The 14236-nt window shown below is 43.9% G+C and carries 13 protein-coding genes; 9 read left to right on the top strand and 4 right to left on the bottom strand.

Going from position 1 to position 14236, the window contains the following annotated elements:
- Positions 1-121: 121 nt before the first annotated feature.
- Together CCZ37_RS05875 and CCZ37_RS05870 are read left to right on the top strand one after the other, a co-directional pair.
- On the top strand, positions 122-1408 hold the full coding sequence (locus CCZ37_RS05875; RefSeq protein ID WP_026027722.1) for a DEAD/DEAH box helicase: 1287 nt from the start codon (positions 122-124) through the stop codon (positions 1406-1408).
- Between the two features lie 200 nt (positions 1409-1608).
- Positions 1609-2229, top strand: coding sequence for a LysE family translocator (locus CCZ37_RS05870; protein WP_094500006.1), 621 nt, complete (start codon positions 1609-1611; stop codon positions 2227-2229).
- Between the two features lie 142 nt (positions 2230-2371).
- On the opposite strand, the gene CCZ37_RS05860 is transcribed toward CCZ37_RS05870, so the two are convergent.
- Entirely contained in the window at positions 2372-2623 is a 252-nt protein-coding gene (locus tag CCZ37_RS05860) for a DUF1289 domain-containing protein (RefSeq protein WP_094500005.1), read from the bottom strand.
- Between the two features lie 165 nt (positions 2624-2788).
- Between CCZ37_RS05860 and CCZ37_RS05855 the strand changes: the two genes are divergently transcribed.
- The 6 genes from CCZ37_RS05855 to CCZ37_RS05830 all read left to right on the top strand — a co-directional run bounded on the left by CCZ37_RS05855 (position 2789) and on the right by CCZ37_RS05830 (position 9210).
- Positions 2789-3232, top strand: a complete 444-nt coding sequence (locus CCZ37_RS05855) for an META domain-containing protein (protein WP_010318391.1) — start codon at positions 2789-2791, stop codon at positions 3230-3232.
- A gap of 203 nt (positions 3233-3435) precedes the next feature.
- Complete coding sequence (locus CCZ37_RS05850) at positions 3436-4575, top strand: ABC transporter substrate-binding protein (protein ID WP_094500004.1); 1140 nt, start codon at positions 3436-3438, stop codon at positions 4573-4575.
- Between the two features lie 20 nt (positions 4576-4595).
- Positions 4596-6317: an ABC transporter permease gene (locus CCZ37_RS05845; RefSeq protein WP_094500003.1), complete on the top strand. Its 1722-nt coding sequence runs from the start codon at positions 4596-4598 to the stop codon at positions 6315-6317.
- Complete coding sequence (locus CCZ37_RS05840; RefSeq protein WP_094500002.1) at positions 6283-6930, top strand: ATP-binding cassette domain-containing protein; 648 nt, start codon at positions 6283-6285, stop codon at positions 6928-6930. Before CCZ37_RS05845 ends, CCZ37_RS05840 begins: the two co-directional genes overlap by 35 nt.
- Positions 6923-7561 (top strand): CDP-alcohol phosphatidyltransferase family protein, encoded by a 639-nt coding sequence (locus CCZ37_RS05835; protein ID WP_094500001.1) that lies wholly within the window; start codon positions 6923-6925, stop codon positions 7559-7561. Before CCZ37_RS05840 ends, CCZ37_RS05835 begins: the two co-directional genes overlap by 8 nt.
- Before the next feature lie 158 nt (positions 7562-7719).
- Positions 7720-9210: an EAL domain-containing protein gene (locus CCZ37_RS05830; protein WP_094500000.1), complete on the top strand. Its 1491-nt coding sequence runs from the start codon at positions 7720-7722 to the stop codon at positions 9208-9210.
- A gap of 75 nt (positions 9211-9285) precedes the next feature.
- On the opposite strand, the gene CCZ37_RS05825 is transcribed toward CCZ37_RS05830, so the two are convergent.
- From CCZ37_RS05825 to CCZ37_RS05815, 3 genes are all read right to left on the bottom strand, one after another.
- Positions 9286-10218 carry a class I SAM-dependent methyltransferase gene (locus CCZ37_RS05825; protein WP_167372425.1) on the bottom strand — a complete coding sequence of 311 codons (933 nt, stop codon included), beginning with the start codon at positions 10216-10218 and terminating at the stop codon, positions 9286-9288.
- 11 nt (positions 10219-10229) lie between these two features.
- A complete protein-coding gene (locus CCZ37_RS05820; protein ID WP_010320247.1) occupies positions 10230-10925 on the bottom strand; it encodes a TIGR01621 family pseudouridine synthase in 696 nt (231 codons plus the stop codon).
- Between the two features lie 123 nt (positions 10926-11048).
- The gene (locus CCZ37_RS05815; RefSeq protein WP_094499998.1) at positions 11049-12392 is read right to left on the bottom strand and encodes a sodium-dependent transporter; all 1344 of its coding nucleotides are present in this window, start codon (positions 12390-12392) and stop codon (positions 11049-11051) included.
- Positions 12393-12728: 336 nt separating this feature from the next.
- On the opposite strand from CCZ37_RS05815, the gene cls reads away from it, so the two are divergent.
- A complete protein-coding gene (gene cls, locus CCZ37_RS05810) occupies positions 12729-14183 on the top strand; it encodes a cardiolipin synthase (RefSeq protein WP_026027536.1) in 1455 nt (484 codons plus the stop codon).
- The last annotated feature ends 53 nt before the right edge of the window (positions 14184-14236 follow it).

The following is a 14236-nucleotide window of genomic DNA, read 5'->3' as shown; positions in this document are numbered from 1 at the left end:
GGTCAATAATGTAGGAAATTTATCACTGATCACGATAAACGTGAGATAAATCACTCTAAATCCTATATAGTGCACGGCTAAAATTAACAACTGTAGGCTGTCTGCTTAAGGAACCCGTTAAATGTCATTTTCATCTCAAGGTTTTGCACCTGAACTTGTTAAAGCGCTTACTGAATGCGGCTATGAAAAACTTACCCCCATTCAGCGACAAGCCATTCCCGAGGCTCGTAAAGGGCATGATATTTTTGCAACGGCGCAAACTGGCACAGGCAAAACCGCAGCATTCGCACTGCCCGTTATTCAACATCTGTTAGATAGCGGCAAGCAACCTTCGCCTAAAACAGCGCGAGGCTTAATTTTGGCACCCACGCGTGAATTAGTGGCGCAAATTGCCCAGAACATTAAAGACTACGTCAAGTACACCAAACTCAGTGTCGCTGCTGTTTACGGTGGAAATAAAATGTCTTCTCAAGTTCGTCAGCTTGAAATGGGTGTGGACATTTTGGTCGCGACCCCTGGCCGATTAGAAGAGCATTTAAGTGAAGGTAATGTTTCACTCGCCAACCTTGAGTTTTTGGTTTTCGACGAAGCAGATCGAATTTTAGATATGGGGTTCATCAATCCCGTGCGTAAAATCATGCTGGAAGTGGAAACCTCACCACAAATCATGATGTTCTCGGCCACTACATCCACTCAGCTTAACCAACTGGCAGGCGATATTTTACGCAAACCCAAACGCATTAATGCCGATCGTGCTAATACCACGGCCGCAACAGTGGCGCATGTGGTTTACCCTGTCGATCAAGAGCGTAAAACGGAACTGCTGTCTGAACTGATTGGCCGCAAAAATTGGCAACAAGTCTTAGTGTTTGTGAACTATAAAGAGACGGCTAATGAAGTGGTTAAAGAGCTGAAACTGGATGGCATCAAGGCCGTGCTATGTCATGGCGATAAAGCACAAAGTGCACGTCGACGCGCTCTTGAAGAATTTAAAGAAGGCAAAGTGCGTGTCATGGTTGCGACCGATGTGGCTGCACGTGGTTTAGATATCGTCGACCTGCCACACGTGGTTAACTATGACATGCCATTTCTCGCCGAAGATTATGTACACCGCATAGGTCGTACTGGTCGTGCTGGCAAACAGGGACATGCTGTCTCATTTGTCAGCCGCGAAGAAGAGTTGACTGTTGTTCAGGTTGAAAACCTTATCCAGCAACGCATCCGCCGTGTTGAACAGCCTGGTTATGAGCCTAAACAGCGTGATGCCTACATTGAAAAGCTTCACACAAAAGCGGCGTACAAAGATCGCCAAGGCCGTCGTAACAACCCAAATGACGAAAAGCCGGATCAAGCCTCAGCAGAACGTCGTTTGAACATGATGAATCGACTAAAAAATCGTAAGAAGTAAGTCATAACAACGAAAGAGCTGCAGCAATGCGGCTTTTTCCATCTCTGTGCACCCTATCTATGCTTCATCATCCCAAACGGTCATCTTTATTGGTTTCAATCCGTAAGTAGCACTGTCGTCAATTGCACAGCAAAGTGAAATAGTGAAGATTGTAATTAATGTGTATGCTAGAGCTCTTGTCTCTCAACACGGATTGATTAATGAGCAGTACTTTACTTCTGGCATTTATACCAACATTCTTTTTTGTTTCGATTACTCCAGGTATGTGCATGACATTGGCACTGAGTCTTGGGATGAGTATTGGTTATCGCCGAACTTTATGGATGATGATGGGAGAGATCGTCGGTGTGGCGTTCGTTTCCATCGCAGCCGTTTTGGGGATGGCTTCGATTATGCTCAATTACCCTTGGCTCTTTACCGGATTCAAAACCATCGGTGCCATCTATCTTGGCTATATAGGCATTCAGATGTGGCGCTCAAAAGGCAAGCTTGCCCTCAGTAGCGACTCACAAGTCACTCCCCATAACAAAGACTGGGATCTTGTCATGCAAGGTTTTGTGACCGCGATTGCTAACCCTAAAGGCTGGGCGTTTATGGTCTCCCTACTTCCGCCTTTTATTAATAGTGAAGCACCACTTGCACCTCAACTATTACTGCTGGTGTCCATTATTATGGTCTCAGAATTTGTCTGTATGACACTTTACGCAACAGGTGGCAAGGGGTTAAAACGAGCTCTAGGGCATTCAAAAAATGTGCGTCTAATGAACCGTATTTCAGGCTCATTGATGATAGGTGTTGGATTCTGGTTATTGATGAGTTAAACAGAAAAATCTGGGGAAAATGACTTAATTACACCCATTTTTACAGACAAAATTACGCGATGTGAATAAACGTTTTCACGGTAATCATTTTAATGAGCATGCTGGTGGTTGGGTCAGTGATTTTGGGGAATGAAGTCATTGATTAAAATAGATCGCGCTGCGGATTCGTTTCTGGATCGGAATCTGCTTGGTTTTGTGCTTGTTGTTTCTGTTTTTTCCGCTTATAGCGCTGTTGGCATAACTTTATGACATACAGTTGCTGCGCAGCGTTCATTGAGAGCCAGTTAAAACGCTCTTCCCTTTTACGCATACAGCCTTGGCAATAACCTTTGTCATCAACTGAACATACACCGATACAAGGGCTCAGCACTTTAAAAAATTCGAGTTGCTCCATGGTTAATCAATTATTTTTCCAATTTAACGTCCGCCACATAAGAGTAACGTGTGTCACTTCCTGATTGCAAACTGTGACGCATATAAAACAATCACTTTATACTGACAAAAACGGTACTCAATTTTATATACTGTACGTGTTTTCCAAATTCTGGGGTCTAATACGATGAAGTTTAGTTCAAAAAAATGGCTAGCCGCAATTTCTCTACCTGTATTGGTGAGTGCCTGTGCAAGTAATGGTGATGTAGAAAGCATCACCGCTCAAGATTTGCAGCATCACAATTGGCAACTGGTGCAAATTGATGGCAAGGACGTGGTCAATAATGACAAACAAAAAGCACCGCGATTAGAAATCAGCGAAAAGATGATGGCTAGCGGTAACGCAGGTTGCAATAACTTTTTTGGGCAAGCCGAGCTAAAAGACAACCAATTCCGCATCGAAAAAATGGGCATGACCATGATGATGTGTATCGGTGATGTCATGGATACCGAGCAGGCGTTTTCTCAAACATTGTCAGATTGGAGCGAGATCAATCTGACCAAAGATAGCCTAACACTTAAAAATGAGGTTCACACGCTCACCTTTACTTTGCGTGATTGGGTAAATTAATTTCAGTCATTCTTCTCATGGCAGTCTTTTCTATCAGGCTGCCATTTCCGTAGACCACCTCACACATCATTCACCTATCTGCAACTTCTGCTTTTTCTCACCAATTCAGATCTTTTGTTTTTTTTCGTTCATAATGAATGAACATGGAAATATCTCCGGTCTATTCACTAAGTCACTGAATAAAGCGATCTTTAAGGATAATTATGAAAAAGCTGATCACCTTTCTCTTAACAGGTGCGTTTGCGTTTTACGCGTCGGCGCAAACTTGGCAACAAACCTCAGATGCAGCCAAAGGACAAACCGTTTACTTTCACGCGTGGGGAGGAAGCCAAGAGATTAATGAGTACATCCGCTGGGCAGGCAACGAGCTGCAAGATCGTTACGGTATCGAGTTAAAACAGGTGAAAGTGACCGATATTGCCGAGACAACAACACGGCTTATTGCAGAAAAGGCGGCCGCTAAAAATAATAATGGCAGTGTCGATCTAGTATGGATTAATGGTGAAAACTTTAAGTCCATGAAAAATAATGGTTTACTGTATGGTCCATTTACGGAGAGTTTACCTAACTGGCAATATGTTGATTCCTCACTGCCGATCGATCAAGATTTTTCAGAGCCGACTCTCGGCCTTGAAGCGCCTTGGGGTGTAGGACAACTGGTGTTTATTTACGATCAGGAAAAGCTCAATAATCCTCCCCGTTCATTTTCAGAAATGTTGAGTTACGCAAAAGCGTTTCCAAATCGTGTTAGTTACCCTCGTCCTCCTGAATTTCATGGCACCAGTTTCCTTAAAGCCTTATTGATTGAGCTGACAGATAACGATGTTGCACTGTCTAAGCCTGTGGATGAACAAAATTTTGCCATAGTGACAGCGCCTCTTTGGCGCTATCTTGATGAATTTCATCCTGTGGCCTGGCGTCAAGGCAAGCAGTTTCCCAGCGGCTCTGCTCAAATGCTGCAATTGCTTGATGATGGTCAGCTTGATCTTTCCATCAACTTTAACCCAAATGCTGTTTTTTCCGCTCAAGCAAATGGAACGCTAGCGGCGTCTACCCGCTCCTACGCGTTTGAAACAGGGGCTCTTTCTAACATTCATTTTCTCGCCATTCCCTGGAATGCGAGTGCCAAAGAAGGCGCATTGGTTGCGATCAATTTCTTACTCAGTCCGGAAGCACAATCTCGTAAAGGGGATCTTTCCATTTGGGGAGATCCATCGGTATTACAAAATGAGTTCTTAAGTGGCAGCGCCAAGAAAACTCAGCTGTTTAAATCAATCGCCGAGCCACACCCAAGCTGGCAAACGGCGCTTGAAGCCGAATGGCAAAAACGCTACGGCCACTAAAGAGACTGAGATAAAGCCCGATGTTTAGAGCAAGCTATTTGCTGATTATTGTCATCTGTATTGCCCCAGTTGTTCCCGGCCTACTTGGGGTCATACTCTCCTCATTGGGCTATATTCCTCCCGTTGGCTTGCACCACTTTTCTCTAGATGGCTACATCGCCATCTTACAATGGTCGGGAGTCGGGCAATCTCTACTACTCAGCATAGGTTCTGCGTTAATCAGTACCTATCTCGCCGCAGCGATCTGCTTTGTGATATTGCAATCATTATGGCACAGCCGTCACTGGTCAAAAGTAGAGAACGCTTTGTCACCGCTACTGGCTATGCCTCACGTCGCTTTTGCCATTGGTTTTGCTTTTTTATTCTCGCCAAGCGGCATGACGGATCGCCTTTTGTATCATCTGTTTGGAACCTCATTCATGGGAGATGGCGCTTCGCTTTTAGTGCGCAACCCTTACGCAGTCGGGTTAACCTTAGCGTTAGCACTTAAAGAAGTTCCTTTTTTACTGCTGATGAGCATCCCCATTTTGCAGCAATTAAACATTGATAAACTGCAACAAGCAGCGGCTTCGCTGGGTTATTCTCAACCCCAACTATGGCTAAAAGTGATCTTCCCACAGTGGTTAAATAAACTGCGGTTTGCCCTCTTTGCCGTGATTGCCTACGGCGTATCCGTTGTCGATTTGGCGCTCATTTTAGGTCCCAATAATCCACCAACGTTTGCAGTATTGGTATGGCAGTGGTTTAGTGACCCTAACTTAGCCTTAATTCCTCGCGCCGCCGCTGGCGCCGTTCTGTTGTTTATACTTGCCAGCGCCATGTTATTGACCGTTCTCTTCATCGAAAAGTGTTCCACGCAACACTACAAACGCTGGCAATACTCAGGCCGCTATGCACTTTCCTTGCCAGGAAAATCACTGTTTTTATTCATCATTACCTTATCTCTGCTGATGTTGCCTTTAATGGTGGTTTGGAGTTTTGCACAACGTTGGCGCTTTCCAGACTTATGGCCCAGTCAGTTCAGTGCCCGTTTTTGGGACAACGAATGGTTGAATATCGCACCAACCATATATCAAAGCGTACAATTAGCGCTATTCAGCACTGTGATTGCGCTGGTGTTATCTCTACTCGCTCATGAGTATAAGCTCAAATATCAGCGCCATTTACCCAGTTATTTGATCGCCTTGCCGATGCTCATTCCTCAGCTTTCACTGTTATTTGGCATGCAGATCGCCACACTCTTTTTAGCCAGCGATCAGTATTGGCTTTGGGTTACATGGTCACATGTATTTTTCGCCTTTCCTTTTGTTTACCTTGTGTTGGATGGCCCGTGGAAAAGCTACAATCAAAACCTGACTAAAGCAGCGTTAAGTTTAGGAAAAACGCCGTGGCAAGTATTTTGGCAAATTAAAACGCCGCAACTCTTGCCAGCCATCGTTTACGCGGCAGCAATTGGAATGAGTGTGAGCTTAGCGCAATATTTGCCGACTTTGATGCTCGGCGCAGGAAGGATCGCCACTATTACTACCGAAGCCGTTGCACTCTCAAGTGGCTTTGACCGCAGAGTCACCGCTATCTATGCCATTTGGCAAGCCCTACTGCCTTTGATTTTTTTCACCTTGGCGATTGTGATCAGCCGACTACAAATTCATCGCCGTACCATCAACCCTATCGTTAAAAAAACTGCCCGCAAGGAAGCCATTACTCATGATGTTCTGCCTCGAAAACCTCGCCATCCATAAACAAAATGGTGAAGTTCTCTTATCGGATTTAAATATCACCATCTCCCCTGGTGAAATTGTTAGCTTAATGGGGCCGAGCGGCTGCGGAAAGTCAACGCTACTTAATGCAATTGCGGGTCATTTGGGGAGGGATTTTAGCTTCCAAGGCAGAGTCATACTGGACGATGTCGACATCACTTTGCGGCCTGCACATCAGCGGCAAGTCGGTATTTTATTTCAAGATGATCTGCTCTTCCCACATCTGACGGTTTGGCAAAATTTAGCTTTTGCCTTGCCCAACTCGGTAAAAGGCCATGAACGGCAGTCTCAAGCAGAAAAAGCATTACAGAAAATTTCTCTCGAACATCTTGCCAATGCTTACCCAGAACAGATATCTGGGGGGCAGCGAGCACGTATTAGCTTGGCTCGCATGCTACTGGCTCAACCTAAACTGGCACTATTGGATGAACCATTTAGCAAGTTAGATAAAGCACTGCGGATCCAATTTAGGGATTGGGTGTTCAATCAACTGGTCGCCGAAGGCATTCCGACCTTGATGGTCACGCACGATAAAGACGATGTTCCGCCTAACAGCCGCATTTTAACCTGCTCATGGGAGAGCGCACATGCTTGATCGATTTAGTGTCAAAATCATTCGTTGGCCACTAGAGAAAACAGCTCAAGGGCTTCATCGCTTAGGCATTACAGCGAACCAAACGACACTCTGGGGTTTTGCTTTAGGTTGCTGTGCACTTCCTGCACTTGCTTTCTCACAATACACGCTAGCATTAGTTTTCATCATACTAAACCGAATAGCGGATGGTCTTGATGGTGCGTTGGCAAGAATTCAAGGGGTCAGCGATGCGGGAGGATTTCTCGATATCAGTTTAGATTTTCTGTTTTACTCGCTCATCCCGTTTGGTTTTGTGCTGGCTTCACCTGAGCACAATGCGGTAGCTGGCGCCTTTTTGATCTTTTCTTTTATCGGTACGGGAAGCAGCTTTCTTGCCTTCGCCGTGATGGCCAGCAAGCGAAACATCCACAGCCCTATCTACAAGAATAAATCACTGTATTACATGTCAGGCTTGACTGAGGGTACGGAAACGATTGCTTGTTTCGTCCTGTTTTGTCTTTTTCCTCAACATTTTGCCTTGATAGCTTATCTATTCGGCTGCGCATGCTGGTTCACCACCATTACCCGCATTTATTCTGGATTTCAAACACTCGCTAACACTCACTCACGTCATGAATACAACCATGATTAACGCTATCACTTTTGGCTTCGAACTACGGCTTCAAATCCAGATAATGCAATACATTGGATTATCGTAGAACTCTTCAAAATTCTCATCAATTGAACCAGTGGCATGCTAAACTGCGCACTTACTAACGCAGTGGCATAACGATGCCTAAGGTTGCATTTATGACTTTGACCAGACCCGTTAAAATAGCGATCTTACTCTTTCTGATCCCGACTCTTATTTTTTCGTTAACCATCCCGATATTAATCAATCCGTTGACACGCTATGTACTGGAAAGCAAACTCGATACCGTCAATCTTTACTTGGCCAATAGAGCCAGCAACTTAAATGCTCTGATTTTAGAGCAAGTCGCTCAAATAAATTATGAATGCCAAGCAAGTGATATGTCATTAATTCGTGATTCCAAGCACTACAATCGATTTATCAGAATGATCGCAGTTGTCAACAAAGATGGGCGTAGCTGCTCGACTGTGGGTTTCCCATTACAACTTTCTGATGAGTTGAAAGCCTATGACCTCTCTTCAGGATTTTACATATCCACCACTCCCGCACTTTTTGATACAGAAAAAGAACTGCTTATTTATTATCAAAAAGAGGGTAATCGAATTTTTTGGATATTAGACAGTAGTTGGCAAGAAGAGGCGCTAATAGGTGATTGTATAAATTGCTTTTTATTAAATTTCCATTATTTATCGCCTAGCTTAAATGGGCTGGGAATGAATCGAGGAAATAAAGAGATTGCTTACCAAGATGACATTATAACCATTAGCCGCACCGTAAAAGAGTTTGATATTCAAGAAACACTCTCTGCTGGTAAAGAATTCAACCAATATCTTTACTACCAATTAATGTATTGGGGTTATCCCATTGCGCTAGCAATTGGTATCTTATTATCTATTTTTTATTTAAAGTTCAGAAATTATAAAAACTCAATTCAAGGATTAATTCTTAAAGGCATTAAAGATAAACAATTCATCCCTTACTACCAAGCCATTCTTGATAGCCGAGAAGAGAGAGTCGTTGGCTATGAGATCTTAGTTCGTTGGTGCAAAGGCAAGGAGATGGTTCCACCAAATGAGTTCGTTGGTCCGGCGGAAACATCCGGTTTAATCATCCAGATAACGAATCAAATCATAAGAAAAGTAATTGATGATTTAGAACAATTCGACGTGCAGCAATGGGTGAGTATCAATATCGTGCCAGCCCACATTGAAAGTGGTGGCTTAGCAGAAACACTAAAAGAACTCAATTGGCCGACCACCAAACAGATTCATTTTGAAATAACAGAAAGAACGCCATTTATTAATATTGAAAATGCAGGTAGGGCACTATCTCATCTTATGGCAAAAGGCTATAAGTTCAAAATTGATGATTTTGGGACAGGCTACGGTGGTTACTCATATATACAAAATCTTGGTATTTCTTGTATTAAAATAGACAAGATGTTTATTGATACGATTGGAACTGACGACTTAAAAATAAAGGTACTCAATTCCATTATTCTTTCAGCACAAGAAGCTAATATTGAAATTATTGCTGAAGGCGTTGAACGCGGAGACCAAGTTGATTATCTTGCTACTCGTGCTGTGTATCTTATCCAAGGATTCATCTATTCTAAACCCTCACCGATTGAACATATTTTGCAAAATTAATAATTCCTGAAGTCGGGAGCAATCACACCATAACCAACTTTATTATGGCGTGATCTTACCTGATCTCCATTCTACTTAGGAGAAAATCAGTGCTTTCAGGCTCGCTTGCGGATCAATATCTTCAAACTCTGGTGGGTTTTCTAGGCGAGCTTGAAAAGTAAGTGATGGCGCTTCTACCTTCATCCCTTCGATTAAAAAGTCGCAGGTTATGGCTGGTGAATTAACGCATGCAAGCACTTCGCCGCCTTGTTCTAACAGCTCAGGTAAGCGGCGTAAGATACGTTGATAATCTTTAGTTAGCGCAAAGCTGCCTTTTTGAAACGAAGGGGGATCAATAATAATCAGATCATATGGCCCTGATTTTTTGATTTTTCCCCAAGACTTGAAAATATCATGTCCAAGAAACTTCACTGAATTGAGATTGTGGCCATTTAATTGATGGTTTTCACGACCTTTAGCCAGTGATGCTTTGGCCATATCGACATTCACAACTTGGTCAGCACCACCAGCAATAGCCGCTACTGAAAAACCGCAAGTATAGGCAAATAGATTCAGTACATTTTTATGTTTAGCGTGAGATGAAACCCACTCACGGCCGTAACGCATATCCAAAAACAGCCCGAAATTCTGGTTACGCCCAATGCTCAATTGGTACTTTAAGCCATTTTCGACCACCACAGGGAAAGGCTCTAATTCTCCCCATACTGTTTCTGAAGGCGCGCCATCGGCATATCGATGCTGAAGTAAGACACAACGACCTTGCTTTTCTAGCCATAACGGACGGGTTGTTAGGTGCGACAAACCCGCTTTTAACTCCGCGAGAAAATCTTCTTCGACATTTTTAAATAAGTTGACGACTAACTGCCGTTGCAACCAGTCACAGGTGAGCTGTTCTAGACCTGGCCATTGACGACCTCGGCCATGAAATAAGCGGCGAATTTCACCGGTATTACAAGAGAGCTGCTGCTCAATATAGGTAAAAAAGTGAGGAAGCGCTGAACGTTGCATTGTTTGTTCTGTCATTTGTTTACTTTCGGCCAAACTAGATTCCAAGGTGTTAACCAAGATTCAATCCCTTGGCTAACAATGTCTGAGTTCCACTTCTGCCCCATCGCTACTTGATTGCGTGGGTCGCAGATAAATTGATACCACTGATCCTGATAGCAAAAACGTAACGCAAAAGCGTGTAGATAGCCTCTATCAGAATCATCATGAGAATGATAAATCGGGTCACCGACAATCGCAGAGCCGAGTGATTTCAAAGCAACCCTAATTTGGTGGGTTTTTCCGGTAAAAGGTTTACATAAAAAGAGACGTTCACCCGGCTCAGCAGAGCAGGAAAAAAACTGCGTTACTGCAGGGTTATTTTGTGTCGCTACTAACTTCCACGACGAGCGTCGAGAGCGTTCCATATCACCGCTGATCAAACCCTGTTTCTTTTTAGGCTTTTTACTGCCAATGGCAAGATAGAATTTCTCGACTTCCCTTGCTGCAAAGTTTTTAGATAACTCACTAGCCGCAGCTTGGTGGCGGGCAAGCAATAAAATGCCGGACGTCATTTTATCCAACCGATGAACTAAGTAGAGCTTGTCATCGCCTGAAACCTTACCCACTTCTTGCAGCAGCATTGTATCCCCATCATCTTTGTGCACAGAAACATTGGGATGCTTGTTGATGATGAGAAAATCGTTGTGAGTATAAAGAATATCAAACATGTGAATCACTAACTGCAGAATAGGCGGCTGAGTATAGCGTTAAACAACGCAGATACCAATAAATGCAAGGTTCAAGGCCGTAGGAGGATAAAAAGGCTCTCGGATGAGAGCCTTAGGAATGCGCTAAATTAATGAATAACCAAACACCATTAAAATCGCCACGGGGCAAACAAAACGCACGTACCATGGCCAAATTTTCCAAAATAGGCTTTGTGCAATCTCTGGGTTACCTTGTTTGATCTCATCAAGCAATTTATTACGATGCCAAACCCAACCCACCACAATAGCCCAAACCACACCTAATAAAGGTTGCATATAGACGGTTGAGACGTTAGCCACTAGGTTAAATAACGCCCCAAAGTTAAGGGAAATGATGATGCTCAGCAGCGCAATGGCTCCACCGATCATCCATGTTGCTTGGCTACGAGTCATTTTTAGTTCATCTTGCGCGCAAGATACTGGTACTTCTAGCATAGAAATTGAAGAAGTTAGCGCTGCGATAACCATCAAAATAAAGAAACCAAAGCCGAGCAACACCCCTGCACTGCCCATATTATCAAACATCGCAGGCAGCACGGTGAAAACTAAATCGCCCGAACTCATCAAGTTGCCTGCAGCATCAAAAATTTCGACACCATGATTTTTAGCCACAAACATTGCTGGGAGAATCAAAAGGCCAGCGGCAAACGCCACTCCCGTATCAATCGCCGCGACTTGCGCCGCTGTTTTTGGCAAATTAACATCTTTCTTAAGATATGAGCCATAAACGATCATCGCCCCCACGCCTAAAGAGAGAGAGAAGAAAGCTTGCCCCATTGCGTCTACTAATAAACTGGGAGTGATGTGCGCAATATCAGGGATCAAATACATCTTCAGCCCTTCCATTGCCCCATCTTGGGTAAAGATATAAGCAATCATGACGCCAAAGAGAATGAAAAGCACCGGCATCAAACGGGTAGACCATTTTTCAATGCCGTCCGCGACACCTTTTCGCACAACATAAATAGTGAGTAAAGAAAATGCGAGCGCCAGTAAAACATTGCGTAAATCGCTAAAATTCACTAGCCAGTCGGCCGCCGTCTGTAAGCCCAACATACCTAATATAGGGGATGCCGCAAAACCCATAAGCCATCCGGCAAGGATGGAGTAGAAACTGAGGATCATCGATGAGGCAATCATCGCGATAATGCCAAACAGTGCCGCCGCCGCACGATTTTTGGTCCAGATACTTCTTAAAGAAGCGATGGGGTTAGATTGTCCATGTCGCCCAATCGTCAATTCCGCAACCAGCATTGGAAACGCCAGCAAGAATACCATCGCCAAATAAATCACTAAAAATGCCGCGCCACCATTACTTGCCGCTTTGGTCGGAAAACCCCACACGTTCCCTAGGCCAACCGCAGAACCTGCAGCCGCCATAATAAAACCAAGTCTCGATGAGAAATGACCTCTTGAACTACTTGCCATAAACTATTTACCAATGTTGTGTTTGTTAGGCAGTGCTAAAAGCGTGTGTAAACTTTTAATTACACAAGTTGTGATTTTTTGTCGCACTGAGATGGTGGCAAGTAAAACAGTTTGAGATTAAAATTGGAAGCCCGAACGATATAAATTACGGATAACGCCGTAGTTTTATAGTTCAACTGTTGCTTTTTTATCCTCAGATCATTTTTTTAAACTGCCATGATCACTCTAGTAACACGATTCATCTGTTACTATTTTCATATTATTCACGCGATAACCTTCCTTAGTTTTCCCTTTCCCTTTACTATCGTGACTTATTCTATCGACAAGATTAATAGCATGGACAAGGTTTACCACGTTCTTACTTTAGCAGGCATCGCTCTCTATTGGTTTTTGGTCGCCGCAGTCACGCTACGCGTTGTATTGAAACGCCGAGCGGTGAGTGTTTCTCTGGCTTGGCTGATGGTGATTTATATCATTCCGATTGTGGGAGTGATCTGCTATTTTCTTTTTGGTGAGCTAAATTTAGGACGCAAGCGTGCAGAGCGTGCGAAGGAAATGTTTGCTCCATTTGGTGATTGGTTTAGACAGCTTAACGATTGCCAAGCTCATGCCCCTGAGGGAATGGGCGCCCAAATTTATAAAATTGATGAGCTGTGTAACCACCGCATGGGGATTCCGGCCTTAAGTGGTAATACGTTATCATTGCAAACCTCCCCTAACGAAATTCTGCACTCTATCATTGCTGACATAGAACAAGCTCACACTAGCATCCAAATGGTCTTTTATATTTGGCACCCGGGTGGATTGGCGGATTCGGTTGCTTCCGCGTTGATCCAAGCAGCTAAACGTGATGTGCATGTGAAATTACTGCTTGATTCCGCGGGCAGCCCACGTTTCTTCAAAAGTCACTGGTACAAAATGATGAAAGACGCAGGAATTGAAGTCGTCCAAGCGTTAGAAGTGAGCCCGTGGCGGATGTTCTTACGCCGCTTAGATCTACGTCAACATCGTAAAATCATTGTTATCGACGATAAAATTGCCTACACAGGCTCGATGAATTTAGTTGATCCAGCCTATTTCAAGCAAAATTCCGGTGTAGGTCAATGGGTCGATATTATGGTTCGTATTACCGGGCCTGCGGTCAATGTGCTGTCCGCAGTACATTGCTGGGACTGGGAAGTGGAAACAGGAACACGTATGTTGCCAGCACAACCAGAATGCACTATCGGTCCAGATCAGCCCCATCATCCAGTACAGGTTGTCCCCTCAGGCCCCGGCATGCCGGAGAACTTAATCTCCCAAGTGTTAACGCTCGCGATGAATCAATCCAATCAATCTGTCAGGATCACAACACCTTACTTTGTTCCCAGTGCAGACCTTGTTGCTACTTTAAAAATGACCGCTCAACGCGGTATCAATGTTGAAGTCATTATTCCACATAAAAATGACTCATTGATGGTTAAATGGGCCTCTCGCGCCTTTTATGGTGAGTTGCTCGAAGCCGGTGTGAAAATATACGAATTCTACGGTGGCTTGCTGCACACTAAATCCGTCGTGATCGATAACCAGTTCTGTCTTGTCGGTACGGTGAATATTGACATGCGCAGCTTATGGCTCAATTTTGAAGTCACGTTAGCAATTGAAGATCAATCCTTCACTCAAGAAATGAACTGGCTGCAACAGCGTTATATAGAACAATCTCACTTGGTTGAGCTAGCAATATGGGAGCAACGCCCGCTGTATCATAGGTTTTTTGAACGATTGTTCTATCTGTTTAATCCGCTGCTGTAAACTTTTTATCTGACTGGGGTTGCCAAGCTAGGCAACTCCATGTTTTAAATAGT

This window comes from Vibrio qinghaiensis (genome assembly GCF_002257545.1).
Classification (GTDB): Bacteria; Pseudomonadota; Gammaproteobacteria; order Enterobacterales; family Vibrionaceae; genus Vibrio; species Vibrio ordalii.
This window is presented reverse-complemented; position numbering and strand designations above follow the sequence as displayed.

Excerpts from the sequence above, each read along its gene's own strand:
- CCZ37_RS05875 (WP_026027722.1), top strand. The coding sequence starts at position 122 with ATGTCATTTTCATCTCAAGGTTTTGCACCTGAACTTGTTAAAGCGCTT.
- CCZ37_RS05870 (WP_094500006.1), top strand. The coding sequence starts at position 1,609 with ATGAGCAGTACTTTACTTCTGGCATTTATACCAACATTCTTTTTTGTT.
- CCZ37_RS05860 (WP_094500005.1), bottom strand. The coding sequence starts at position 2,623 with ATGGAGCAACTCGAATTTTTTAAAGTGCTGAGCCCTTGTATCGGTGTA.
- CCZ37_RS05855 (WP_010318391.1), top strand. The coding sequence starts at position 2,789 with ATGAAGTTTAGTTCAAAAAAATGGCTAGCCGCAATTTCTCTACCTGTA.
- CCZ37_RS05850 (WP_094500004.1), top strand. The coding sequence starts at position 3,436 with ATGAAAAAGCTGATCACCTTTCTCTTAACAGGTGCGTTTGCGTTTTAC.
- CCZ37_RS05845 (WP_094500003.1), top strand. The coding sequence starts at position 4,596 with ATGTTTAGAGCAAGCTATTTGCTGATTATTGTCATCTGTATTGCCCCA.
- CCZ37_RS05840 (WP_094500002.1), top strand. The coding sequence starts at position 6,283 with ATGATGTTCTGCCTCGAAAACCTCGCCATCCATAAACAAAATGGTGAA.
- CCZ37_RS05835 (WP_094500001.1), top strand. The coding sequence starts at position 6,923 with ATGCTTGATCGATTTAGTGTCAAAATCATTCGTTGGCCACTAGAGAAA.
- CCZ37_RS05830 (WP_094500000.1), top strand. The coding sequence starts at position 7,720 with ATGACTTTGACCAGACCCGTTAAAATAGCGATCTTACTCTTTCTGATC.
- CCZ37_RS05825 (WP_167372425.1), bottom strand. The coding sequence starts at position 10,218 with ATGCAACGTTCAGCGCTTCCTCACTTTTTTACCTATATTGAGCAGCAG.
- CCZ37_RS05820 (WP_010320247.1), bottom strand. The coding sequence starts at position 10,925 with ATGTTTGATATTCTTTATACTCACAACGATTTTCTCATCATCAACAAG.
- CCZ37_RS05815 (WP_094499998.1), bottom strand. The coding sequence starts at position 12,392 with ATGGCAAGTAGTTCAAGAGGTCATTTCTCATCGAGACTTGGTTTTATT.
- cls (WP_026027536.1), top strand. The coding sequence starts at position 12,729 with ATGGACAAGGTTTACCACGTTCTTACTTTAGCAGGCATCGCTCTCTAT.